Below are 23,002 nucleotides of genomic sequence, written 5' to 3' on the forward strand. Positions count from 1 at the left end.
CAGCTGGATCGCCGTTGCGGTGCTGTTGTTCTGGTTCGTCGGCGCCTACAACCGGCTGGTGCGCTTGCGCGCGGCCGTTCTGCAGGCCTATGCGACGCTCGATGCGGCGCTGGGCAAGCAGCTCGATTTCGTCCAGGCCAGCATCACCGCCGCGTCGCAGGCGGATGCGCCGGCGCAGGAGCTTCTGTCCTCGGTGGCGCCGCTGCAGGCCGCCACCACGCAATTGGCCACCTTGCTGGGGGCCACCCGGCTGCATCCGCTCGACGCCGGCGGCATGGCCGCGCTGGCCACCGCCTTGCAGGTGCTGGTCAACGCCTGGCAGCGCCAGCATCCGGACGCGGTGACGGTCTTCGAGGCGGATGGAACCCTCTCTCGGCCGATGCCTGTCCAGGCGGGCTCCGATGCGGTGGCCGTGGCGCCGGGTGCCACCCCGCCGATCGCGTGGCCCGAACCCTCGGCGGCGGCAGAAATCGCGCGCAGCCAGTTCAATCTGGCGGTGGCGCACTACAACACCGCGATCGCCCAGTTTCCGGCGTTGCTGGTGGCATGGGCCGTGCGTCTGCGTCCCGCTGCGCCCTTGCTCTGAGGCTGCGGTTTCCTTCTTTACATTGTGCGGCGTAGTGACTTTCGCCCGCCCGTTACCATCGCCCCAACTTGCCAGAACTACCTTCCGATCCCTCCAGCAACGCCGCGCCGTTGCTGCAACCGCCGCTGTGGCGCCAACTGCAATTGACTGCGGTGGCGCTGGCGTCGATTCGCGCCGGCACTTCGGGCTCCGTCGCGTTCGAAGCCGTCGAGCCCGCGTTGCGGCCCGGCGTGCAGGCGCTCGGCTTCCAGGTGCTGCGCTGGCTCGGCCGCGCCGAGGCGCTGCGCCGCCACCTGGCCAAGCGCACGCCGCCGCCGCTGCCCGACGCCTTGCTCTGCACGGCGCTGGGCCTGGCCTGGGACGCCGAGCGCGCGCCCTACGAGCCTTTCACGCTGGTCGACCAGGCCGTCGAGGCCGCCAAGCGCAACCCGGCCACGCGGGCGCAGGCCAGCTTCATCAATGCCTGCCTGCGCCGCTTCCTGCGCGAGCGCGACGAGCTCGTCGCCGTCACCGACAACGAGCCGGTTGCGCAATGGAACCACCCACGCTGGTGGATCGAGCGGCTCAGGCGCGACCATCCGCGCGACTGGCAGCGGGTGCTGGGCGCCGACAACGCGCAGGCGCCGATGACGCTGCGCGTCAATCTCCAGAAATCCACCGCGGCCTCCTATCTGGCCGAACTGGAAGCGGCGGGCCTGTCCGCCATTCGCGTGGGGGCCAGCGGCATGCAGCTGGGACGCGCCCGGCCGGTGCAGCAATTGCCGGGCTTCGCCGACGGCGCCTGCTCGGTGCAGGACGCGGCCGCCCAGATGGCGGCGCCGCTGCTGCTCGAAGGCATGTTGCCGGTGAAGGCCGGCGCCGCGCCCTTGCGCGTGCTCGACGCCTGCGCCGCCCCCGGCGGCAAGACCGCGCATCTGCTCGAATTCGCCGGCCCTGGTGCGGTCGAGGTGGTCGCCCTCGAAGTCGATGGCGTCCGCAGCCGCCGGATCGACGAGACCCTGAGCCGCCTCGGCCTGAAGGCCAAGGTGGTGGTGGCCGATGCGGCGCGCCCCGCCGACTGGTGGGACGGCACCCCTTTCGACGCCATCCTGCTCGACGCGCCATGCACCGCCTCGGGCATCGTCCGGCGCCACCCCGACGTCCGCTGGCTGCGCCGCGAGAGCGACACCGCCCAGCTGGCGGCCCAGCAGGCCGCGCTCCTGGCCGCGCTCTGGCCGCTCGTGCGGCCCGGCGGCCGGCTTCTTTACTGCACCTGTTCCGTGTTTCGCGAAGAGGGCTCGCAACAAATTGATGCGTTTCTTGCGCACAACACTGACGCACGATTGCAACCGTCCCCAGGCCATTTGCTGCCTCAAAGCGGGGGGAATGTCCGTGGTGTCCCGGACAATCCCTCAGGTGATCACGACGGCTTCTTCTACGCCCTGCTTGAAAAACGCTGAGCCCGCCCGGCCGGTCCCGCTGGCCGTGCTGCTCCTGTTCTGGGTGGCGCTGCTCGCGTGGCTGCCGGCCCCGGCGGTCGCGCAAAGCCGTCCGGGTGCGACGATCACCCAGATGCGCCTCGAACAGGCCGACGACGGTGTCTACCTCAGCGCCGCCGTGCAGTTCGAACTGCCCTCGCTGGTCGAGGAGGTGCTCGACAAGGGCATCGCCATCTACTTCGTGGCCGAGGCCGAGATGTATCAGGAGCGGTGGTACTGGACCGACCGCAAGGTCGCGCAGGTCACGCGCCACATGCGGCTGGCCTACCAGCCGCTCACCCGCCGCTGGCGGCTCAACGTGTCGCCGGTCCCGATCACCGGCGCGGCCGGCTTCGGCATCTCGCTGAACCAGAATTTCGACAGCCTTGGCGATGCGCTGGAGGCCATCAAGCGCATCGGCCGGCTGCGCATGGGCGATGCGGCCGAGATCGGCGACGACCCGCTGCACCAGGTGATGTTCCGGTTCCGGCTCGACACCTCGCAGCTGCCGCGGCCGTTCCAGATCGGCGTGGTCGGGCAGGCCGACTGGAACATCTCGGCCGAGCGCAGCGCACGGCTGGCGCTGGAGAAGCAGCGGTGAGCAGCAAACCGCGCAGCGGCGCAGCGGCCACACCCGCCGCACGCCGCTCGCGCGCGATGCGCTGGGCCGTGGGCGTGGGCGCCGCGCTGGTCACGGCCATCGGCCTCGTGCTGATGTTCCTGCTGGCCCAGGCCACCAACAACCGCGCGCTGTACGAACGCTATTACGTGCGCCTCTTCGGCATCAACGTCGTGGTGGCGGTGCTGCTGGTGCTGGTGATCGGCTGGGTCGCCTTCCGGCTGCTGCGGCGGCTGCGCCAGGGCAAGTTCGGCAGCCGCCTGCTGATCAAGCTGGCGGCCATCTTCGCGCTGGTGGGCGTGGTGCCCGGGGCGCTGGTCTATGTCGTGTCCTATCAGTTCGTCGCGCGCTCGATCGAGAGCTGGTTCGACGTCAAGGTCGAAGGCGCGCTCGACGCCGGCCTGAACCTGGGGCGCGCCACGCTCGATTCGCTGTCCGACGATCTGGCGGCCAAGACCCGCGTGGCCAGCGCCCAGTTGTCCCAGGTGCCCGATGCAACCGCCGGCCTCATGCTGGAGCGCATTCGCGACCAGCTCGAGGCGAGCGACGTGGTGCTCTGGACCGGCACCGGCCAGCTCGTGGCCGGCGCGGGCGCTTCGCGCTTCCAGCTCAATCCCGAGCGGCCGACCGCACAGCAGTTTCGCCAGGTGCGGCCGGACCGCGCCATCGCGCATGTCGAAGGCCTGGACGAAGCCGCCGTGCCCGGCGCCACCCCGCCGGCCGCGAGCGTGCGCGCGCTCGCCATGGTGCAGAGGCCGGGCTTCGACTTCGACACCGCGCCGCGCTACCTGCAGGTCACGCGGCCGCTGCCGCCGGCCGTGGTCGCCAACGCGCTGGCCGTGCAGGAAGCCAACCGCGAGTACCAGGAACGGGCGCTCGCGCGCGAGGGGCTGCGCCGCATGTACATCGGCACCCTCACGCTGAGCCTGTTCCTTGCCGTGTTCGGCGCGGTGCTGCTGGCCGTGCTGTTCGGCAACCAGCTGGCCCGCCCGCTGCTCGTGCTGGCCGACGGCGTGCGCCAGGTGGCCACCGGCGACCTGCGGCCCACCGCCGTGCTGCAGGGCAAGGACGAGCTGGGCGGCCTCACGCGTTCGTTCGCGGTCATGACCCAGCAGCTGGCCGACGCCCGCGGTGCGGTCGAAAAGACCATGGGCCAGCTCGACGCCGCCCGCGCCAACCTGCAGACCATCCTCGACAACCTGACCTCGGGCGTGATCGTGCTCGACGCCAACGGCACCGTGCTCTCGACCAACCCCGGCGCCACCCGCGTCCTGCGCGCGCCTCTGGCGGCCTACGAAGGCCAGCGCCTCGTCGAGGTGCCGGGGCTGGCCGAATTCGGCGCCAAGGTGCAGCAGCAGTTCGAGGAATTCCAGGTCGAGCGCATGCAGCACGGCCTCGACCACTGGCAGCACGCCTTCGAGCTGCATGCCACCGGCATCGACCTGCCGCAGCAGGATGCCGCCATCAACATCGTCGCGCGCGGCGCGGAACTGCCCGGCGCCGCGCGGCTGCTGGTGTTCGACGACATTTCCGAGATCGTCTCGGCCCAGCGTGCACAGGCCTGGGGCGAGGTGGCGCGCCGCCTGGCGCACGAGATCAAGAACCCGCTGACGCCGATCCAGCTCTCCGCCGAGCGCCTCGAAATGAAGCTCTCGGGCAAGGTCGAGCCGGCCGAGCAGGCCATCCTGGTGAAGTCCGTCAAGACCATCGTCGACCAGGTCGACGCGATGAAGCGGCTGGTGAACGAATTCCGCGACTACGCGCGGCTGCCCGCGGCCGACCTCAAGCCGGTCGATCTCAACGCCTTGCTGGTCGATGTGCTCCAGCTCTACAACGCCGAGAGCCTGCCCATTGCGCTGCGCTCCGAACTCGACGAGCGCTGCCCGCCCATCCGCGGGGATGCGCAGCAGATCCGCCAGGTCATCCACAACCTGCTGCAGAACGCGCAGGACGCCGCCGAGGCTGCCGCCAACAGCACCGGCAGGGTGGGCGAGGTCGTCATCCGCACCCGGCTCGGCGATTCGGGCCAACGGGTGCGCCTGACCGTGCAGGACAGCGGCCCCGGCTTTGCCGAAAACATCCTGAAGCGCGCCTTCGAGCCCTACGTCACGACGAAAACAAAAGGTACCGGTTTGGGGCTCGCCGTGGTCAAGAAAATCGCCGATGAGCACGGTGCGCGCATCGAGCTTTCCAACCGCATTGTCGACGGGGCTGTAGCAGGGGCACAAGTCTCGCTATCATTCGCGCTGGCAGGCGAGCCGCGGGCAGCGGCCGCTCACACCGAAGATTCGAAGTCTTCCACCGCCTGAGCACGAACGAATCCATCGCGCGGGCGATGAACGGGCCAGCGGACCAACACATACCAGCGCATACAACAAGCAGCACTCATGGCAAACATTCTCGTGGTCGATGACGAGCTGGGCATCCGGGACCTGCTCTTCGAAATTCTCAATGACGAAGGCCACAACGTGGAGCTCGCGGAGAACGCCGCCGAGGCACGCGCCGCGCGGCAACGCGCGCGGCCCGACCTCGTGCTGCTCGACATCTGGATGCCCGACACCGACGGCGTCACGCTGCTCAAGGAGTGGTCCACCGCCGGCCTCCTGAGCATGCCCGTCATCATGATGAGCGGCCACGCCACCATCGACACTGCGGTCGACGCCACGCGCATCGGCGCCTTCGCCTTCCTCGAAAAACCCATCACGCTGCAGAAACTGCTCAAGGCCGTGGAGCAGGGGCTCGCGCGCGAGAGCGCGCGGCGCGCCGCGGCCGGCGTGGTTCCCGCACCTGCCGGCGGCCACCAGGCAGCGGCCATCACGACGACGGGCGACAGCCTGCTGATGGCGTCGCTGGCGGCCGTGCCGGTGCCCGATGCCGGCCCGCAGTCGACCCAGAGCTTCGACCTCGACCGCCCGCTGCGCGATGCGCGCGACGGCTTCGAGAAGGCGTACTTCGAATTCCACCTTGCCATGGAGAACGGTTCGATGACCCGCGTGGCCGAGAAAACCGGCCTGGAACGCACCCACCTCTATCGCAAGCTCAAACAACTTGGCGTCGATCTTTCAAGAGGGCGCAGAAGCGCTGTATAATTTAGGGCTGCACACAAAGGCCCGGTAGCTCAGTTGGTAGAGCAGCGGATTGAAAATCCGCGTGTCGGTGGTTCGATTCCGCCCCAGGCCACCAATATCACTTGCGCGGTTCTCCCGCTTAAGTCCAAAAGCCCTAAGTAAATCAATTGCTTAGGGCTTTTTTGTTTCCGCCGCGCGCAGCGCCAGGCGGCCGTTCCTCCGACAGGCGAACGTCCATCACTCCAGAAGTACAGGTGCCGGACTTCTGACCATCAGCTTGACGGTGTAGGGCCCGACGCTGTTGAGCTTCGAGGCCCCGTACAGAAACTCGCCCGTGTGCCTGAACCCGAAGCCCTTGAACACGCGGGTGTCGTTGCGATCGGGGTTGCTGCTTTGAAGCAGGTAGAAAAGCCCATGAAGGTCGGCCAGCCGCTGGAACGGTCGCGACATGCGGGAGGCCACACGCTTCTGCTCGTGCGCCGGGTGGACGCAGACCATGCCGCCATAGATGCATCGCTCGGGCACGCCTTCGCGCACGCGCATCGCATGGGTCGCGCGCTGCAGGGCGGCCGAAGCGCTCTGGGCCGCGAGGGTTCGGCGCAAGCCGTAGGCACGCAAGGCGGCATGAGCGCCAACCGTCAGTTCGTGCAAGAGCCCCGGCGTTGACAGGACGGCGCTCGGCAGTGTCCTGAGCGCCGCACCGCGGACCGTGCGGCCGCCGTGCAGTTCATCGTGCGCGGTCTCCAGCACCACCACGCCGCCCGTGCGGAACGCCGCCTGCAGAAGGTAGTGGATGACGCGGCTGATTTTTTTCTCGGCATCGACGAAGTCGCCCGCACGGATGCGCTGCACATCGGCGGGCCGCAGCCACGCGATCCAGGCCTTGTCGCCGTTTCTCACGAATGCCTGCGTCATCACCGAGGCCGCGTGCACCAGATCTTCCGATGTGGCGGCGATGTGCACCCGGGGCGCACCTGGCTCTGTCCCGCTGACGGCGTTCTGCCTTTCGATCAGGTCCACCAGGCCTTGAAGGATGGTGGCTTCGATGTTGAGCTGGATACGGGACACGGGGTGTCAGCCCAGCTCGTGCTCGCCGACCGTCACCAGGTGATCGACCGAAAAGCCGTTGAACGCGCAGCGCACGCTTTCCGAGTAGGCGCCGACGTGCTGGAACTCGATCCAGTCGCCCTCTTGYAGGTGGGAGGGCAAGGCATACGGAAACGCGAGCCGGTCGTTGCTGTCGCAGGTCGGGCCGAAGACGACGAACTCGCTTCGCGCATCGGCCGCCGCATCGATCGGATCGCCGCCGCGCCATGCCCGCACAGGCAGCTGGAAGAACTGCTGCGCCGGCAGCAGGCCCCCGAAGATGCCGGCGCCGCAGTAGAGCGCCTGGTCATTGCGAAGGATGACCCGCGCAAAGAGCGACATGCAGTCGTACGCCAGCACGCGCCCCGGCTCGCACAGCAGTTCCACACGCTTCAGCGCCGCAGACGAGGCGACGAACTCGCCCAGCCGCTGGAGCATCGAAGCCGGCGGCGGCATCGGCATGTTGTCGTAGCGTGCCGGAAAGCCGCCGCCGATGTCCAGTGCGGCCACGGGGGCGTCCGCCTGCTCGATCAGCCGGGCGGCGGTCTGCATCGCGGCCAGGTAAGGCTCGACGCTGATCGTCTGCGAGCCCGGGTGGAACGCGATGCCCGATGACCACCGTGTCTGCGCCGCGATGCGCTGGAGAAGCCGCAGTGTCTCCTGGTGCGACGCGCCGAACTTGCTGTTCAGGTCGTAGAGCGCATCCGACGCGCCCGAATGAAATCGCACGTAGATACGCAGCGAAAGCTCCTGCGTCGGCAGCACCTCGAGCAGCTTCTCGAGCTCCGCGGCGCAATCGACCACGAAGTCCCGCAGCCCCAGTTCCCTCCAGGCGCGTTCGATGTCGCGGCGCGACTTGGCGGGGTTCATGAACCAGCAGCGCGCGCCCGGCGCCTCGGCCTGCACGAGAAGGGCTTCACCGATCGAGGCCACGTCGAAGCCCGCGACGCCCGCGGCGCGCACGGTCGAGATCACCTGCGGCAATGGATTGGCCTTCACCGCATACAGCACGCTGCCCGGAAAGCCCTCGACGAAGGCGCTTGCCGCCCGAGCCAGGCGGGCGGGGTTGAAGGTATAGAACGCGTCGAACTCTGTCGCGCGGACGGCGGCGGCGAACTGCATGGTGCTTGTCCCTCGTTTGTCGTGTGGATGTCGTTCAGCGTGCAAGAAGGCCTGCGCCGTGCAGGTAGGGCATCAGGCCGGCAATGCTCTGCAGTTCCGCGTCGGGGGCTGCCGCGCCCGGTGTGCGCGGCGTCTCGCCCTTGCCGGTGCGCACCAGCACGCTCGCAAGGCGCGAGGCCCTGGCGCCCGCGATGTCGGTGAGCAGGTCGTCGCCCACCACCAGTGCTTCGCTGGCGGAAACGCCGAGCGCATCGAGCGCGGCCTGGAAAAACACCGCGGAGGGCTTGCCGGTGACGATGGCCGTCCGCCCGGCCGCAGCCTCCAGCCCCAGGATGAAAGCGCCGGCATCCAGCCGGGGAGGCCCGGCGCCGTCGAACCAGTAGAGGTTGCGGTGCGGCACCACCAGTTGCGCGCCGTCGCGCAGCATTTGGAAGACCCCGTTGAGCAGGTTGTAGTCGAAGCGCTCCGCCACGTCGCCGATCACGACGAAGTCGGGCCGGGTGTCGTCGCGCCGGATGTCCTCGAAGAGGGCGGCCATGGCGTCGGGCACCAGCAGGTGGCACGACGCATCGGGTTGCCTGCGGATGTAGGCGCTGCAGGCCATGCCCGCGGTCTGGATGCTGTCTTCGGCCACGTCGATGCCGCATGCATGCAGTCCGGCGGCGATGTGATGCGGCAGCTTCGCGCTGATGTTGGTCAGAAGCCGCACCGCGAGGCCTGCCCCCGCCGCCTCCTGCAGCGCCCGGTTCGCGCCGGCGATGGCGTCGCCCCGGAAGAGCAGGGTGCCGTCGATATCGATCAGCAGCGCCTTCAGTGCCATGCGTGCGCCTCGCGCGATGGTGCGGCGTGCGCGGGCCGGCCCAGCTCGGCCATGAGGGCCGGTGCCAGCTGCATCAGCGTCAGCGGCGCCTGCCATGCCGGCGCACCGGGCTGCAGCGTCGGCTCCAGGAAGACGCCCTTGAGCCAGGGCGCGTCGGACCAGCAGGTGTGGTCGCCGCCCTTGCGGCTTTCCGCGGCAAACGGCAGATGGGGAGACTTGAGCAGGCGGGCGGCTGTCGGTGGCTGCAGGTACCAGGGACTCGTCCATCCGCCGCCCAGGTCGACCGTCGGCCCCTCGATCAGCCGGAAGGCGCCGGGAAGGTCGGGCGGCAGGGCGCCGTCCAGCGCATCGACGATGGCCTGCGCCGTCACCCCGGCCGCCGCCATGCGCGCGGGATGCAGGGCCAGCCAGCCGTTCTCGGCCGGGTGATAGAACGCCAACGAGCGCTCCGTGTCGATCTGCCCGGTGCCGGTCGTCACGAGCCAGCCATGCGCCGCGAAGCAGCGGTTGGGTGCGAGGTCGTGGCTCAGCGGCTGCATGCCGTGGTCGGAATGCGCGATGAAGCGGCAACCTGGTGCGAGCAGCGCCTGGCAGCCGTCGAACAGTTCGAAGAGCCAGCGCGCCAGCTGCGCGCGGATCGCACCGGCCACTGCATGTTGCGGCGCGGTCGAGGGCGGGGCGAGATGGCGCAGCAGCTGGTGCGACACCAGGTCGATCACCGGGTAGTAGCCCACCGTCAGCTCCGCACCGCCCGCGCGCAGGCTCCACAGGATGTCGTCGAGAAAGCTGCGGTGCATCACGTCGAGCAGGTCGAGCAGCAGCAGCTCGGCCGAGCCGTCGCCGCCCTGGTCGACATGCCGGCCCAGCGCGCCGCTCGCATGCAGCCGGGCCGGGTTGCCCACGCTGCAGGCGCGATGGCGCAACGCCAGCCGGCGCAATGCGGCGTCGCGGCCATGCACGAACACCGGCTGGAAACCCAGGAAGCACAGCCGCGGCTGGCCCTCCACGTGCGTGGCGTGAACCGCGACCGCGCGGTTGGTGTCGCCGGCCAGCGCGGCCGGCAGCGCCGGCGACAGCGCGACGTGGCAGGTGCCGCCGAAAGGCACGCGCAGATCGCCACCGGTCGGCACGTCGTGAAGCACCATCGCGCTGTTGTCGGGCGATACCGACACGGTGCAATGCAGCTGCAGCGCCGGCACCGACAGCGCATCGTCCGGCGCCAGCACCGCGGGCGGGCTCACGAGGCGCGCATAGACCTCGGTGTGCGACAGCAGCGCACCCGCGAGCCGCGACGGCTGCACGAAGGGCACGGCGCTGGTGCGGATGCGGCCGCCCGCGACGGCCCAGCGGTCCCACACCATCGGCGTGGCGCGCGGCCAGCGGCCGAAGGCATCGGCGACGGCCAGCGGGTCTCCTGCTTCGGCGTCGGGAATCTCGTAGCCCGTGAGGCCGTGCGCGCTGGCGTCGAGCCCGCTCCAGATGCTGAACAGCGAAGGCGGCGTCTGGCAGTTGGGCGACAGCGGCTCCAGTGGCAGCGCGCAATCCACGCGCAGCGGCAGCATCGGCGCGAGCTGTTGCCACAGCGTGTGCGACAGGCCGTCGACCAGCAGCCAGAACAGGCCCTTCGCGGGCGTCATGCCGCAGCCTCGGCGCGCTCGCCCACGAGCAGCCGGCACAGGCCGTCCACCTGGGCCTCCAAGGCCCCGAGGCTGCCGTTGTTGGTGAGCACGTAGTCGGCTTCGATGCGCGCCATCTGCAGGTCGAGCGGACTGTCCTTCACGACGCTGAGATCGTTCCGTTCGGCCAGCCGCTGCGCGCGCACCTCGGCGCGCGCCGCCACCTTGACCACCCGGAAGCCGGCCTCGCGCAGCGCGGGCCAGTCGATGCGGTCGTCGCGCAGGTCGTCGTTGATCACCACGTCGGCGCACGAAGCCGCCAGGCGCCGCAGGAAGCCGTCCGCCAGCGCACGCGCATGGATGGTGCGCAGGTGCGTGGCCACGCTTTCCAGCAGCTTCTGGTCCTGCGTCTCGGGCGTGAGTGCGATGCCGGCTTCGGCATAGAACATCGCCTGGATGCGGTACAGCGGTTCGGCCAGCTTGACGACTTCGACCGAATGCCCGCGCGCGAGCAGCCAGTTGCGTATCAGCTGCGCGGTCGTGCTCTTGCCGGAGCCGCTGGGCGCCACGAGGCACAGGCAAAGTCCCGGGCGCGGTGCGTCCGTGTCCGCGTCCGCGGAGATGTGGTTCGGCATGCGCTGGGCCTCCCTCGTGCGTTCAGGCGTCGACCAGCGCCGCACGGCCCGGCGTGCTGATCCAGGGCAGCGTGCCCAGCGCGGCAGCGACAGGCGCGGCCACGCGCCGCTCCATCGCACGGTCGGCCGGCGGCATGCCGTGCCAGGTCGAGGTGATGAAGGTGTGCGGCCACTCGAAGATGCGCGGGTCGCGCAGCACGTCGTCGATCTCCTCGCCACGCAGCGGCCGGGCGCGCAGCGCCTCGTCCACCGCGACCTCGGGCAGCACGATGCGCTCGAGCCAGCCGCTGCCCACGAGACTGCGGCCGACGGCGCCGGCGAAGGCCTCGGGCGTGAGCAGGATCTTGTCGGCGTCGGCGCGCGCCGGGTCCAGCGCTGCGTCGGCCTGGCTGCCGAGCCGTTCGACCAGCGTTGGGTGCTGCCGCAGCGAGCCCAGGCCGATGTGCGGATAGTCGGGCCAGCCGCGCGCGCGCAGCCGGCCGTCCACCACGTCCAGCAGCAGCTTGTCGCCCGAGAAATAGCGGTGTCCCTGCCCGAGCACGAGGTCGAGCATGGTGGTGGTCTTGCCCGCACCCTTGACGCCCGCGATGGCGATCACGCCGCCGGTCTTCTCGTCGAGCACGGCCGAGCTGTGCAGGATGGCCGTGCCTTTGGCCTGCTCGACCAGCAGGCCGAAGTAGCGCACCAGTTCGATCAGATGGATGAACGCCGTCGCCTCGTCGCCATAGAACGCGACCTCGCGCCGCGCGGTGCTGTAGCGGTAGCCCACGCGCATGTCCGCGTCCCAGGCGAGCTGCGTGCCGTCCTCCAGCGTGCCGCGCACCACCTTGAGCGTGAAACCGATGGCGTAGGTTTCGCGGATCGTCATCGGTGCGGTGCAGCGCGCGCGCCACGCGGGCGGGAAGTCGTCGGCGGCGTGCAGGTCGAGCGCCAGGTCTGGGGCGCCGTCTTCGGTGCCGGCCCAGAGGTAGGGCGAGAGAAAGGTCCGCAGGCGCATCGCCAGCGGTCTCGATGCTTCGCCCGAGCGCAGGTGYAGGCTGAACACGGTGTTGGTCAACAGGCTGTCCATCATGGGCGGGTGCTTCCTTCGGCAATGCGTTCGTACAAATGGGCGATGCCTCCGGCGTCGGGCCGGGCATCGAGCCCTTGCCGCCGGAGAAACTGCAGGACCTTGTCGCGCAGCATGGCCTGCTCCTGCGCGACGAGCGGAGCGCTGCCGTCGCCGCGCGTGCGCAGGTAGCCGATCGCGCAGTGGAAAACGGGCGCGGCGGCCTGCGCGCAGGAAAAACCCACGCTGAAGAGGTTGCCCGTTTCGAGGGACTCGCACCCCGAGCTCGCCCGCGCATGGCGCCACCGCGCGACGGGCCGCAGCGGCAGGTCGAAATGCTGCGCGAGGTCGACCTCGACGGCCGCGCCATGGGGTTGGTCGGGGTGGCTCTGTTCTGCCCATGGTGCGCCGTCGCCCCGCCGCAGCACTGCGCTGAATTCGGCCAGCGGCTCCAGCACCGTGGCGCGGCGCTTGCGGCTGAAGAGCGCGGCATTGGCCCATCCGCGCCGGCCCTCGAGATGGGGCAGCACGCGGCACAGGACGTTGTCATGGCTGCCATGCTGCAGCTCGTCGCCGATCTGCGCGACGAAGTGCGAGGCGGTGTCGTCGTCGAGTGCGTCGAGCCAGGCATCGCCGAGCGCCAGCACGTCGAGCGGCGCCGTCGCATCGATGGCCACGTGCAGCTCCTCCGGCGCGGCATGCACGGCGTAGTAGCACTCGTAGTTGCTGGTCTGCAGGTGGTTGGCCTGGAAGGCCTGCCACAGCCGCTCGTACAGCTGTGGCGGCGCGAAGGGCGGCACCGGCACCGGCGGTGCGATGAAATGCGCCACATGGCGGTCGGCGCGGTCGACCAGGTGCCTGATGTGCATCAGCCCGCCGTCGATGCCAACGTGGGCGAGCGGCACCCAGTCGGGGTCGATGTTGTGGCTCGGCACGGGAGCGGCGGTATCGGGCGCGGGCTGCCATGCCGCGTCCACGCAATGCGCGACGAGCGCATGCGCGCCGCGGCAGTCCGCCTGCGCTGCGCGCGCACCGGAACGGGTGGCCACGCGCTGAATGCGCAGCCTTCGCGCCGCTTCGGGCGAGGGCTCGGCATGGCGCAGGCGCCAGTTGCCGAACACGATCATCGAGGTCGCATCGCTCATGCGGCTCTCCGCTCGGGCTCTGCTTCCGCCTGGCCGGCGTCCGCGATCTCGCGCACGAAGTCGAGCTTGGAATACAGGTCCTGCTGGTGCGCCTGTCCCCAGCGCGCGAGCGATGCCCCCACGAAGCCCGAGATCGCGTCGAAGTCCTGCTGCAGCCCGCGCAGCTCGCCGAAGCTGCGCGTGCGGCAGTACTCGACCTCGCACTGCGAGAAGGCATGCGCATCGTCGAGTGTGCGGCACACGTCCATGTAGATGCCGAAGATGTTGCCGGTGGCGAGCGATTCGAACTGCGCGTCGAAGCGCTTGCGCCGGTACGAGGGCAGCCGCCGCGTGGCCTCGGGCGTCAGCGTGCGCACATGCGCCTCGATGTCGTCCATGCCGAGCGCCAGGTTGCCCCACAGCGATTCGCGGCGCACCTCGCTGTTCTCGATGAACCACTTGCGCTTGACGGTCATGCGGCCGTCCGCCTGCGGGATGTAGGCAACGTAGCCGCTTTCGGCATTGGCGCCCAGCACCTCGAAGATGTGCTGCTCGTAGTCCCAGACCTGGATCTCGCGGTCGATCTCGGGCACGAAGTCGGGCAGCGCGCCGTCGGCGATGGCGTCGTGGAACGCCATCAGCAGTCGCCAGGTGTCGGGAATGCCCCGGAACGTGAACTTGCGCTCCATCTCCAGGTCGGGTCGCCACTTGGTGTACCAGCACTCGTCGCCGAGCGCGGGGCGCAGCGCGGCGAGCACGGGTGCGTGGCTTGCGAGCAGGCTGTCGAAGTGGCGCCAGGCCAGCGGCGCATCGGGCATCGCCTCGTCGCGGTAGCGCACGAACAGGCTGCCGAGTTCGCCCTGCTGCACGAAGTGATGGAAGGCGAGCGAGTCGCCTTCGCGGGTAGCGACGATGGTCGGCGCAATGCGCGGCGGAAGGCCGGCACCGGCATCGAGCGCGGACCCGAGCGCCGGATGCCGCGCGCAGAGCCAGGCGCAGAAGCGGCGGGTGGCCGCGCGCTGCGCCGCGTTGAAGCTGCGGTACTCGAAGGCCGGCGCATCCGGCGGTGCGGCATCGCAGCGTCCATCGGCGAGCCAGGCGGCCTGCAGCCGGAGATCGCCGCCGCGCACATAGAAGCTGTTCGCGCCCTTGCGCAAGCCGGTGCCGCTGCACGCGAGGACGGCCACGAGCCGCCGTGGCGCAGTGTTCGCATGCACGAGGAAGTAGACGGATTCGCTCACGCTGTCTCCCGGCTGGTGCGTGCCGCGCGGGCCTCGATCGTCAGGCTCTCGCCTTCGAGGCCGCGCGCGTAGAGCGCGCGGGAGGCGACCGCAGGCACCTGGCTTTCCCGCAGCAGGATCGCAAGGTGGCACAGCATCGAGGCCTGCTCGAACACGAAGCCCGAGACATACGGGATGAGCGCCGCCAGCGCGGCGTAGGGGCGCGGCGCCACGACGATCATCGATCCGCCACCCGCGCGTGCGCGCTCGGCCAGGCGAACGATGGCCGGCCCGAGGCTTTCCGCGCTCGGCATGTGGCTGATCGACACGGTCGCGGCGATGCTGATGTCTTCCAGGTGCCTGTCGGCCGGCACCACCAGCGCCGCGCCGTGCGCAAAGCCGGGGGAGATCGTGCGCCGGCCGTCCTCTTCGTGGCCGTCGTCGCCCTGCGCGATGTGCAGGCTCTTGATCGGGGAAAAGTCGATCAGCCTCAGTTGCCCCGCGCCGGTCACCCATTCGAGCTGGACCGGTCCGAAGCGTGCCACCGCCGCATGGGTGGTGCGGTGCAGCTGTTCGCGCTCGCGCGCGCCGAACGGCGCGGCCGCGGCGGATTGCGCGCCGCTCACCTGCCGGTCGCTTCCGATGAAGAACGCCTGCGTTTGCGCCGACCCGCGGTTGATCGCCAGCAGGCCGTCGGCGGAACATTCGCAGAGCACGCCGCCGTCTTCGGTGGGTTGGGTGATGAGCCCCCAGTCGCCGCGCACGTAGTCGCGGATCACGAAGGTCGATGGCTTCGCGCCCAGCACCTGCCGCAGGCGCGATGCCAGCTCGCCGGTGGGCAGAACCTGCTGCCGCAGGCCGTCGGAAAAGTCGAGCACCACGCTGTCCTCGCCGAAGCGCGCGCAGAGCGCCTGCATGCGCGAGGCATCCTCGAAGCCGCCCGCATTGCCGCGCACCAGCAGCGCCGTGCCGGAGGCCACGCCGTGCGCGTGTGCCAGCAGCGCCAGCGGCCGGCGCTTGGAGCGGAAGTAGTTCGCGAAACCCGGCAGCGGCCGGAAGGCGGCGATGTCTTCGTCGGCCGCGAGATAGAGATCGGTCCACTCGGCGTGGGCCGCGTCGTCCGCCGCCGCATGCAGCGAGGTGATCGGCCGCCCCTGAAGCACCCACACGCGCTCGCCGTCGCAGGCCCATTCGACGTCGACGGCGGTGCCGAGCTGGCCTTCGACCGTGCGCACGATGGCGGCCAGCTCGACCAGCATCTCCTGCGCGTCGCGCAGCGGCGCATCGCCGACGAGGCCTGCTTCGCTCCAGCGCACCGACTGCGAGGCTGCCGCGCCCGACACCAGCGCATCGCCCACGCCCTGCACGGCCTCGATCAGCATCTCGGGCCGGCCGTCGATGGGGTCGTGGCTGAAGGCAACGCCGGCCCAGCGCGCGGCGACCATGCGCTGCACGATCACCGTCATTTCCAGCGGTGCGTCGAGCAGGCCGCAGCGCAGTCGCTCGACGGCCGCACGGCGCGAAAACGCGGAGCGCCACACCCCGGAGAGCGCCTCCTTCAGCGCCGCCATGCCTTCGACATGCAGCACGGATTCGAAGATGCCGGCAAAACTGTGGGCGGCGCCGTCCTCGATGCCACCGGAAGAGCGCACCGCCAGGGCGTCCGCGGCCGACAGGCCGGCCGCCGCGAGGTGCGCCGCAAGGCGGGCGTCCGCATCGGCCGCCCATTGCGGCGCAGCCACGGCATCGAGCCGGTCGAGGTCGCGGTCCAGGAACGCGCCCGCGGTGAGGCGGATGCTCGCGAACACCTCCTGCGCCTCGTCGCGCATGGCGCCGTGGTTGGGCCAGAGCGCGGCCAGCTGTGCGTCGTCGAGCGCGAAGAGCGCGGGCACGGGCACCGCATGCGACAGGGCGACGAGCGTCCGGTACTTGGAAGACATGGCGTGCCGTTCCTTCCTATACGCCGTCGAGCTCGGCGGCGCGGGCATCGACCACCTCGAGCGGATGCGCTGTCGAGGGCATCGCCATCGGCACCGGCAGGGCCTTCTTCTGGTAGTCCATGAAGATGCGCGAGGCATAGGCCTCGGTCGCGCCCTGGTACTTGCCGTCGTAGAGGTCGATGTCGCCCTGCACGTCCCAGAACATCATCTGCCCGATGTCCATGCCGGCATAGACGCGGATGCGGTTGATGGCCAGCAGCTGGATGGTCCACTTGCCGACGAAGCCGATGTCGCCGAGCGAGGCCGAGAGGTTGATGAACATGCCGAGCCGCGCGATCGACGAGCGCGCCGCGTAGGTCGGCACGAACTTCGTGCTGCCCATGGTCTCCATGGTGGTCGCAAGGTAGAGCCGCATCGGCTCCAGCACGAAGCCCTCGGGGCCGATGTGGATGTCGTCGGTGGGCTTTTCTTCCTTGATGTCGATCACGCCCTCCTGGTACACCTTCATGTCGGCGGCCAGCCTGAAGTTGTAGCTGTTGGGATTGACGTTCTTCGAGAGGAACGGTGCGATGGTGATGTCGCCGTTGTGAACGCGTCGGGAGATTTCGGTGCCGGTGAGGATCATTTGGGGTCCATGATGATTCGCGAGGGAACAACACCTTCCGAACCCACGTAGCGGCCCTGATACTTCAGTTCTCCGCCGAGGTTGGTCCAGAAGCAAACCTTGCCGATGCGCGCGCCGGCATAGACGCGCAGCGGTTGCGTGACGACGATCTCGAGGGTCCAGCAGATCACCGCGCCCGTGTGGCCGAGGGGTGCGCTGGTCTGGATGAACATGCCGCACAGGGCGGTCGAGAGATTGGCGTAGAGCTCGCTGGCAAAGTGCACGCCGCCGATGCGCTCCGCCGTCTGGCCGAGGTAGAAGCGGCTGGGATGCAGCACCAGCCCCTCTTCGGGGATGGTGTGGCGGATCACCTGAAGCCCGAGGTGCGGATCGATCTGGTCCGAGCTGTATTCGAGGATCTCCGCGCCCAGGCAGCAGCCGTACGAGTTCTGCTCGATCTGGCGTTCGTCGAAGGGCTCGATGACGATCGAGCCGGCCTCGCGCATGCGGCGGATTTCACTTCCCGTGAGGACCATGCATGCCTTTCTCCGGCGCGGTGGCGTGCGCCGGTGCCGGCCGGTCGGCCGGGTAGAGTTCATGGATCAGCGAGCGCGGGCCGATGAAGTAGCCCAGGGTCGGATTGGCGGCCGCGCACCCCGCATCGCCCGCCGCCAGCAGGCGCGAGAGTTGCGGCAGCTTGTAGCTGGGCACGGCCGGGCAGCTGTGGTGTTCCCAGTGGCGGTTGATGTGGCAGGGCGCCCAGAGAAAACGCTCGATCCATCCGACCCGCAGGCTGCGCGCCGCGGTGGCGGCCGGGTTGCCGAGCCGCCCGCCGTGCTCCGCGATGCCGCGCACGCGCAGGATCGCGGGCATGAACAGCAGGATGGGCAGCAGCCAGTACAGGATGAATTCGCGCCACACGTCGAACCCGGCCACGAGCGCCGCCACCGCCGCGATGAAGGCCACCGCCAGGCCGCGGTCGAGCCGGCTGCCCGGGGACTGCTTCGAGAACAGGCCCAGCATGCCGAAGCTGTTGGCCGAGCGCAGGGTCGCGAGGGTGGTGAGCCCCGAGGCATCGCGCAGCAGCAGCGCGAGGAACCGGCCGCGCGTGGCGGGGATCACCGAGTCGGCGAGGTCGGGGTCGCCTTCGCCGTTCAGGTGGCGGTGGTGCCTGAAATGATGCGCGCGGTAGCGTGCCACGCTGAGCGTCAGCGGGAAGGCGAGCAGCAGGTTGCCGACGATGTCGTTGCGCCGGCGGTTGCGCGCGAGCAGGCAGTGCGCCGCGTCATGCATCAGCACCAGCATCGCGTGCTGCCGCGTGGCGATGACCAGCATCGCGGCGACGGTCGCCGGCCACTGCTTCAGGCGCTCCGCCACCGCGATGGCCAGCGCGCATACCAGCCACTGCGTGAGGATCTGTGCGGCGCAGCGCCATGGCTGCAGGGTGGCGAGCGCCTGCAGCGTCTGCGGCCCGAAGGGCAGGCGCATCGGTTGTCCGCCGAGGGTGGTGTTCATAAGGCAACCTCCGTGCTGCGCACTGCGGTGCGAGCTTGCTTGGGGCGGCCCGGCGCGGCGCTCATGCCTGCCGTCGTCGTCATGCGGCCTGCTCCTGCGCGGACGGCGTGGCGACGGTTTGCGGGCGCACCGCGCGCGGATGGCACGCGATCCAGTGGTCGACCACCCCTGGCAGGAAGCCCAGCGGATCGGGCGAGGGCTCGCGCACATGCAGCGGCGGCCGCACGCGGTCGCTGCTCGCATAGATGCCGTAGACGCGCAGCAGCCGCTCGAAGTAGCGGAAGTCCGAGCGCGAGATGCCCGGCGGCTGCCACGCGGCCAGCGCGCGCTTCAGGAAGCCCCATTGCCGGTCGCGCAGGATGGGCACCGGCGCGAGTTCGGGCAGGCCGTGGCGGCGCCGCGCATGCGCGATGCGCTCCTCGATGAGCCGCACCGCGGTTTCGTAGCGCACGCGCTGCGAGCCGGCCGAGGCGACGCACTCGCGCGGCGTGTCGCCGGCCGCGCACTGCAGCACCATCGCGTGCAGCTCGGCGACGACCCAGTCCACGGGCACGATATCGAGCAGGCCGTCCTTGTTGCCGACGAGGAACGGCGGGTTGAAGGTGGCGAGGAACTTGATGAGCGGATAGAGCCCGTTGAAGCGCGCGATCTCGCCGCTGCGGCTGTCGCCGACCACCAGGCTGCAGCTGAAGGTCGAGATCGGCAGGCGTGTGCCGAAGCCTTCGCGCAGGCTGCGCTCGGCCATGGCCTTGCTCTCTTCGTAGCCGTTGCGGTAGTCCCAGTCGTGCGTCTGCGTGTAGGCGGTCGAGACGTAGACCATGTGCGGCCGTGTCGACGCCGCGAGCAGCAGGCGCGCGAAGTTCTGCGTGCCCTGCACGTTGAGCTGCTGCATCTCCTCGCAACGCTTGTCCCACGACACGTCGGCGGCCAGATGCACGCCGACGGTGGGTGTGTCGTCCGTGGCGAGCGCACCCATCGAGGCAATGGCGGCATCGATGGAGGCGTCGTCCGACAGGTCGGCCTCGATGAATTCGACGCGCCGCCGCAGGGCGGGCGGCAGGCTCTCCTCGAGCGCCGCGCGCGCCTTCGCCGAGCGCAGCACGCAGATCAGGCGCAGCCCGGCATCGTGCGCCAGCAAGGCGGCGGCGAGCGGGATGCCGACCGTGCCGCTCGCACCGCTCAGCAGCACCTTCATGAGCCGACCAGCAGGCCGTCGGCGGCGGCCACGCGCGTGCGGATGCCCTCCAGCATCTGGCGGCTGTTGGCGCGGATGGCGCGTTCGCCGATGGGGTGCAGCACCTCGGCCAGCGACGGGATGCCGAGGTCGAAGCTCACGTCGAGCTCCACGGCGAGACTGCCGTCCTCGGCGGTCAGCACGCGCCACTGTCCCTGCCACACCTCCAGGTCGCCGTCGGTCTGCTCGAACACGATGCGGTGGTCGTCGGTGAGCAGGTCGCGCTCGGTCCACGACAGCTCGCTGCCGTTGAGCAGCACGCGCCAGTGGCTCACGATCTCGGTGGCGGTGCGGCGCTCGACGCGCACCTCGAGCACGTCCTGCATGAAGTCCGGATAGCGCTCGAAGTCGCACAGCGTGCGCCAGAGAAGTTCGCGGTCCATCGGACCCATGGCGAGCGAGGAATTGACGTCAGGCATTGGCGAGAGGCTCCTTCGAGGGCATGGTGTCGCGGGCAGGGAGTGCGGCAACGCTGGCGCAGAAGCGCTCGATGCCGTCCATCAGCGTGGCTTCGCCGATGACCGCCGGCGGGTACACCCGCACGACGTTCGGTGCCGTGAGGCAGAAGGCGATCAGCAGCTTGCGCTTGGCCGCTTCGATGATCATCTGGCCGGCGTCGCTCATGTCCTTGAACTCGACGCCGATCATGAAACCGTCGCCGCGGATCTCCGCGACCGCCGGGTGGTGGCCGATGCGCGCGGCGAGCAGTTCGCGGCAGCGGGCGCCGAGCGTCGCGATGCGGGCCGTGAAAGACGCCTCGGTGACCACGTCGAGCACCGCGTTGACCACGGCGCCCGCCATCGGGCTGCCCGCGAAGGACGACGCATGCACCACCGGGTCGCGCGCGGCGGCTCCGAACTGCGCGGTGTCGAACAGCGCCGCGGCCACGGGGAACATGCCGCCGCCGAGCACCTTGCCGAGCAGGCGGATGTCGGGTGCGACCGGGCACACCAGCTCGCCGGCGCGGCCGAGCCCGGTCTGGATCTCGTCGAGGATGAGCCGCACGCCGTGTGCGCGCGTCAGTTCGCGCAGCGCCTGCAGGAAGGCCGGGCTCACGGGACGGATGCCGCCTTCGCCCTGCACCGGCTCGATGATCGCGGCGGCATGCGCGCCGGTGGCCAGCGCGGCTTCGACGGCCTGCAGGTCGCCGACATCGACGAAGCTCGACTGCCCGTCGGTCAGCAAGGCGCCGTGCCGCTCGTAGCCGTGGCTCACGCTCAGCGCGCCGGGGGACCGTCCGTGGTAGGCGTGGCGGAACGCGAGGATGCGCCGGCGGCTGGTGGCGATGCGCGCGAGCTTGAGCGCCGCCTCCACGGCCTCCGAGCCGGTGTTGGCAAAGATGATGTTGTCGAGCGGCTGGCCGCCCAGCGCGAGCAGGCGCTCGGCCGCGGTCACGATCGGCTCGTTGGCGAGGATCTTCGACGAGAGCCCCATGCGCCCGGCCTGCGCCGTCAGCGCCTGCACCACTTGCGGATGGCAATGGCCCAGCAGGTGGACGCCGAACGAGCCGAAGTCGAGCCAGCGCGCGCCCATGCTGTCCTCGATCCAGGCGCCGCTCGCATCGCACTCGGAACTCGCGAGGCCGGCCATCTTGAGCATCAGCCCCTGCTGGCGGCCGAAGACGGTGCCGTAGCGGTCCGCGAAGGCGTTCTTGCGCCCGGTGGGCATGTCGTCGTTCATAGCGAGGTCATCAAGGGCGCGAGAAAACCGGCATCGCAACCCACGCGCTCGCAGGCCTTGTTGGCGGAGCGCAGGAAGCGCAGCACATGGCCCTGGTTCTCGGGTTGCAGCGCATCGACGAGGTCGCTCGGGAACGCCGCAAGCAGGGCTTCGAGAACGCCGATGAGCCGGTCGACTTCCGCGCCGTCGGTGGGCGCGTCGAGGCCGAGGAGGCGGGTGGCGTTGGGGCCGTCCATCGCCGCCACGTCGCTCAGTCCGTACGCCATGAGCAGCGGCAGGCGATGCATCTCGTGGGGCACGGCGGCGCGGCCGAGCACCGCATCCACCTGCAGCAGCAGCTCTGCGATCTTGATCTTGACGAGTGCCGCCGCATCCGGGATGTCGCGTGCGCCCGCCAGGTCTTCGATGTAGGCGCGCAACTCGGTCATGAGCAGCCAGGCGGCGCTGATGGTCGAGGTGACATGGTCGCCCGCGGCAAACCGGTAGCCGGCGTTGATCCGCGGGAACCAGCGGATGCCGCGCGCGCCGGGGGATTGCGGCTCAATCGGCGAGGGCATGGGCGTCTTCCTTTTCTTCCGCGGAGGAACTGGCGGCCACGAGCGAGAAGCTCAGCGCGCCGCTGCGTGCACTGCGCAGCAGCGAGGCCGCATGCGCGGCGGCGATGGTGGCCAGGCTCGCCAGGTCTGCCGGCGGGTCCTGCGCCTCGGTCGTCGCGGCGAGCCGGGCGCGGCCGTCGCCGCCGATCAGGAAGGCCGAGCGCTTGTCGAGCGCGGCTTGCGTGCAGGGGGCGGCGGTGTGGGGCATGGCATCGGAGAGCGACGGTGCGCCCATCAGGAGGCCGAGCCGCCGGTCGATCTCGTCCAGCGCGGCGATCTCCCGTGCGGTGGCGGCCGGTGCGGGTTCGCAGACCGACGACCACATGGCCGTGAGCCGGTCCTGCAGCAACGGGTCGACCACGCGCATGCGCGGATCCGCCGCTTCGCGCCAGCGCCGCAGGGTCCACTTCTTGTTCGACAGCACCCAGCCGCCGAGCGACAGCGCGGCCGCCATCGCAGACAGGCAGGCGTTGATCAGATAGCCGCGCGCGGCCTCGGGCTCGCCTGCGCGCTCCGCCAGCATGGCGCAGACGCGGCTCTGGTGGAAGGCGTCGTACTCCTGCGCGGCTGCGACCGGAACCAGCGCGGGCAGGTGCGCGAGATGGTGCGCGCCGCCGTCGGTCGCCACCGCATACACGATGCGCTCCAGGTATTTCCTGCGCACGGCGTGGCCGCTGTCCCAGCGCTGGTAGCCCGCGAGGCGCTGCGGCAGGGCGCGCCGCGACAGCAGCGCGAGATCGGCGAAGGCGCGGGCCAGGTCGTCGGCGCCGATCGGCAGGATCTCGCAATGCTGGCCGTCGCGGTGGATCTGCGTGGCCATCTGGCCCTTGCTCACGGCTTGCGGCGTCACGCAGATGAGGTCGATGTCGCTGGTGGCCGTGGCGATGCCGTGCACCGGTGAACTCGTGAGCAGCACCTGCGCGTCGTCGAAGCCTTGCTCGCGTGCCAGCGTCGCGAGCATGTCGAAGCCGATGCTCCGGCTGCGCAGGAACGCATCGGCATTGGTCGTGACGAAATCCGGGTAGTTCACTG

22 protein-coding genes and 1 tRNA gene are annotated in these 23,002 nt (G+C 70.0%); 6 read left to right on the top strand and 17 right to left on the bottom strand.

Annotation, left to right across the window (positions count from 1 at the left end):
• The 6 genes from AC1DXX_RS25600 to AC1DXX_RS25625 all read left to right on the top strand — a co-directional run.
• On the top strand, positions 1–586 hold a 586-nt coding region (locus tag AC1DXX_RS25600; protein WP_478137024.1), incomplete at its 5' end, for a LemA family protein.
• A gap of 113 nt (positions 587–699) precedes the next feature.
• The gene (gene rsmB, locus AC1DXX_RS25605; protein WP_478137059.1) at positions 700–2,025 is read left to right on the top strand and encodes a 16S rRNA (cytosine(967)-C(5))-methyltransferase RsmB; all 1,326 of its coding nucleotides are present in this window, start codon (positions 700–702) and stop codon (positions 2,023–2,025) included.
• A 25-nt stretch (positions 2,026–2,050) separates the two neighbouring features.
• Positions 2,051–2,644, top strand: a complete 594-nt coding sequence (locus tag AC1DXX_RS25610) for a DUF4390 domain-containing protein (RefSeq protein WP_478137060.1) — start codon at positions 2,051–2,053, stop codon at positions 2,642–2,644.
• Complete coding sequence (locus AC1DXX_RS25615; protein ID WP_478137025.1) at positions 2,641–4,971, top strand: sensor histidine kinase; 2,331 nt, start codon at positions 2,641–2,643, stop codon at positions 4,969–4,971. Before AC1DXX_RS25610 ends, AC1DXX_RS25615 begins: the two co-directional genes overlap by 4 nt.
• Before the next feature lie 78 nt (positions 4,972–5,049).
• Entirely contained in the window at positions 5,050–5,751 is a 702-nt protein-coding gene (locus AC1DXX_RS25620) for a response regulator (RefSeq protein WP_478137026.1), read from the top strand.
• 18 nt (positions 5,752–5,769) lie between these two features.
• A tRNA-Phe gene (locus AC1DXX_RS25625) sits at positions 5,770–5,845 on the top strand.
• A 122-nt stretch (positions 5,846–5,967) separates the two neighbouring features.
• On the opposite strand, the gene AC1DXX_RS25630 is transcribed toward AC1DXX_RS25625, so the two are convergent.
• The 17 genes from AC1DXX_RS25630 to AC1DXX_RS25710 form a co-directional block, all read right to left on the bottom strand.
• Positions 5,968–6,798, bottom strand: coding sequence for a hypothetical protein (locus AC1DXX_RS25630; RefSeq protein ID WP_478137027.1), 831 nt, complete (start codon positions 6,796–6,798; stop codon positions 5,968–5,970).
• Between the two features lie 6 nt (positions 6,799–6,804).
• A complete protein-coding gene (locus tag AC1DXX_RS25635) occupies positions 6,805–7,938 on the bottom strand; it encodes an alanine racemase (RefSeq protein WP_478137028.1) in 1,134 nt (377 codons plus the stop codon).
• Between the two features lie 34 nt (positions 7,939–7,972).
• Positions 7,973–8,758: an HAD-IIA family hydrolase gene (locus tag AC1DXX_RS25640; RefSeq protein WP_478137029.1), complete on the bottom strand. Its 786-nt coding sequence runs from the start codon at positions 8,756–8,758 to the stop codon at positions 7,973–7,975.
• Positions 8,749–10,395 carry a hypothetical protein gene (locus AC1DXX_RS25645; protein WP_478137030.1) on the bottom strand — a complete coding sequence of 549 codons (1,647 nt, stop codon included), beginning with the start codon at positions 10,393–10,395 and terminating at the stop codon, positions 8,749–8,751. Before AC1DXX_RS25645 ends, AC1DXX_RS25640 begins: the two co-directional genes overlap by 10 nt.
• Positions 10,392–11,009: a hypothetical protein gene (locus AC1DXX_RS25650; protein ID WP_478137031.1), complete on the bottom strand. Its 618-nt coding sequence runs from the start codon at positions 11,007–11,009 to the stop codon at positions 10,392–10,394. Before AC1DXX_RS25650 ends, AC1DXX_RS25645 begins: the two co-directional genes overlap by 4 nt.
• A 22-nt stretch (positions 11,010–11,031) precedes the next feature.
• Positions 11,032–12,081: a phosphoenolpyruvate carboxykinase (ATP) gene (locus AC1DXX_RS25655; RefSeq protein ID WP_478137032.1), complete on the bottom strand. Its 1,050-nt coding sequence runs from the start codon at positions 12,079–12,081 to the stop codon at positions 11,032–11,034.
• The gene (locus AC1DXX_RS25660; protein WP_478137033.1) at positions 12,078–13,202 is read right to left on the bottom strand and encodes a hypothetical protein; all 1,125 of its coding nucleotides are present in this window, start codon (positions 13,200–13,202) and stop codon (positions 12,078–12,080) included. The genes AC1DXX_RS25655 and AC1DXX_RS25660 overlap by 4 nt, the downstream gene beginning before the upstream one ends.
• Entirely contained in the window at positions 13,199–14,422 is a 1,224-nt protein-coding gene (locus AC1DXX_RS25665; protein ID WP_478137034.1) for a hypothetical protein, read from the bottom strand. Before AC1DXX_RS25665 ends, AC1DXX_RS25660 begins: the two co-directional genes overlap by 4 nt.
• Positions 14,419–16,341 (bottom strand): PEP/pyruvate-binding domain-containing protein, encoded by a 1,923-nt coding sequence (locus AC1DXX_RS25670; protein ID WP_478137035.1) that lies wholly within the window; start codon positions 16,339–16,341, stop codon positions 14,419–14,421. The genes AC1DXX_RS25665 and AC1DXX_RS25670 overlap by 4 nt, the downstream gene beginning before the upstream one ends.
• A 16-nt stretch (positions 16,342–16,357) precedes the next feature.
• Positions 16,358–16,966 carry a dCTP deaminase gene (locus AC1DXX_RS25675; protein ID WP_478137036.1) on the bottom strand — a complete coding sequence of 203 codons (609 nt, stop codon included), beginning with the start codon at positions 16,964–16,966 and terminating at the stop codon, positions 16,358–16,360.
• On the bottom strand, positions 16,963–17,481 hold the full coding sequence (locus AC1DXX_RS25680) for a dCTP deaminase (RefSeq protein WP_478137037.1): 519 nt from the start codon (positions 17,479–17,481) through the stop codon (positions 16,963–16,965). Before AC1DXX_RS25680 ends, AC1DXX_RS25675 begins: the two co-directional genes overlap by 4 nt.
• Positions 17,462–18,460, bottom strand: a complete 999-nt coding sequence (locus AC1DXX_RS25685; RefSeq protein ID WP_478137038.1) for a fatty acid desaturase family protein — start codon at positions 18,458–18,460, stop codon at positions 17,462–17,464. The genes AC1DXX_RS25680 and AC1DXX_RS25685 overlap by 20 nt, the downstream gene beginning before the upstream one ends.
• Before the next feature lie 79 nt (positions 18,461–18,539).
• Positions 18,540–19,655 carry an SDR family oxidoreductase gene (locus AC1DXX_RS25690; protein WP_478137039.1) on the bottom strand — a complete coding sequence of 372 codons (1,116 nt, stop codon included), beginning with the start codon at positions 19,653–19,655 and terminating at the stop codon, positions 18,540–18,542.
• Positions 19,652–20,113, bottom strand: coding sequence for an aromatase/cyclase (locus AC1DXX_RS25695; protein WP_478137040.1), 462 nt, complete (start codon positions 20,111–20,113; stop codon positions 19,652–19,654). Before AC1DXX_RS25695 ends, AC1DXX_RS25690 begins: the two co-directional genes overlap by 4 nt.
• The gene (locus AC1DXX_RS25700) at positions 20,106–21,374 is read right to left on the bottom strand and encodes an aspartate aminotransferase family protein (RefSeq protein ID WP_478137041.1); all 1,269 of its coding nucleotides are present in this window, start codon (positions 21,372–21,374) and stop codon (positions 20,106–20,108) included. Before AC1DXX_RS25700 ends, AC1DXX_RS25695 begins: the two co-directional genes overlap by 8 nt.
• Complete coding sequence (locus AC1DXX_RS25705) at positions 21,371–21,931, bottom strand: DUF6031 family protein (RefSeq protein WP_478137042.1); 561 nt, start codon at positions 21,929–21,931, stop codon at positions 21,371–21,373. Before AC1DXX_RS25705 ends, AC1DXX_RS25700 begins: the two co-directional genes overlap by 4 nt.
• Positions 21,915–23,000, bottom strand: a complete 1,086-nt coding sequence (locus AC1DXX_RS25710; protein ID WP_478137043.1) for a DUF6001 family protein — start codon at positions 22,998–23,000, stop codon at positions 21,915–21,917. Before AC1DXX_RS25710 ends, AC1DXX_RS25705 begins: the two co-directional genes overlap by 17 nt.
• Between the last annotated feature and the right edge of the window lie 2 nt (positions 23,001–23,002).

Source organism: Variovorax sp. P4_B10 (assembly GCF_056402375.1).

What these genes read in the sequence shown, in the direction of transcription:
- AC1DXX_RS25620 (WP_478137026.1), top strand. Translation starts at nt 5,050, where the DNA reads ATGGCAAACATTCTCGTGGTCGATGACGAGCTGGGCATCCGGGACCTG.
- AC1DXX_RS25640 (WP_478137029.1), bottom strand. Translation starts at nt 8,758, where the DNA reads ATGGCACTGAAGGCGCTGCTGATCGATATCGACGGCACCCTGCTCTTC.
- AC1DXX_RS25645 (WP_478137030.1), bottom strand. Translation starts at nt 10,395, where the DNA reads ATGACGCCCGCGAAGGGCCTGTTCTGGCTGCTGGTCGACGGCCTGTCG.
- AC1DXX_RS25650 (WP_478137031.1), bottom strand. Translation starts at nt 11,009, where the DNA reads ATGCCGAACCACATCTCCGCGGACGCGGACACGGACGCACCGCGCCCG.
- AC1DXX_RS25660 (WP_478137033.1), bottom strand. Translation starts at nt 13,202, where the DNA reads ATGAGCGATGCGACCTCGATGATCGTGTTCGGCAACTGGCGCCTGCGC.
- AC1DXX_RS25670 (WP_478137035.1), bottom strand. Translation starts at nt 16,341, where the DNA reads ATGTCTTCCAAGTACCGGACGCTCGTCGCCCTGTCGCATGCGGTGCCC.
- AC1DXX_RS25675 (WP_478137036.1), bottom strand. Translation starts at nt 16,966, where the DNA reads ATGATCCTCACCGGCACCGAAATCTCCCGACGCGTTCACAACGGCGAC.
- AC1DXX_RS25680 (WP_478137037.1), bottom strand. Translation starts at nt 17,481, where the DNA reads ATGGTCCTCACGGGAAGTGAAATCCGCCGCATGCGCGAGGCCGGCTCG.
- AC1DXX_RS25685 (WP_478137038.1), bottom strand. Translation starts at nt 18,460, where the DNA reads ATGAACACCACCCTCGGCGGACAACCGATGCGCCTGCCCTTCGGGCCG.
- AC1DXX_RS25690 (WP_478137039.1), bottom strand. Translation starts at nt 19,655, where the DNA reads ATGAAGGTGCTGCTGAGCGGTGCGAGCGGCACGGTCGGCATCCCGCTC.
- AC1DXX_RS25695 (WP_478137040.1), bottom strand. Translation starts at nt 20,113, where the DNA reads ATGCCTGACGTCAATTCCTCGCTCGCCATGGGTCCGATGGACCGCGAA.
- AC1DXX_RS25700 (WP_478137041.1), bottom strand. Translation starts at nt 21,374, where the DNA reads ATGAACGACGACATGCCCACCGGGCGCAAGAACGCCTTCGCGGACCGC.
- AC1DXX_RS25705 (WP_478137042.1), bottom strand. Translation starts at nt 21,931, where the DNA reads ATGCCCTCGCCGATTGAGCCGCAATCCCCCGGCGCGCGCGGCATCCGC.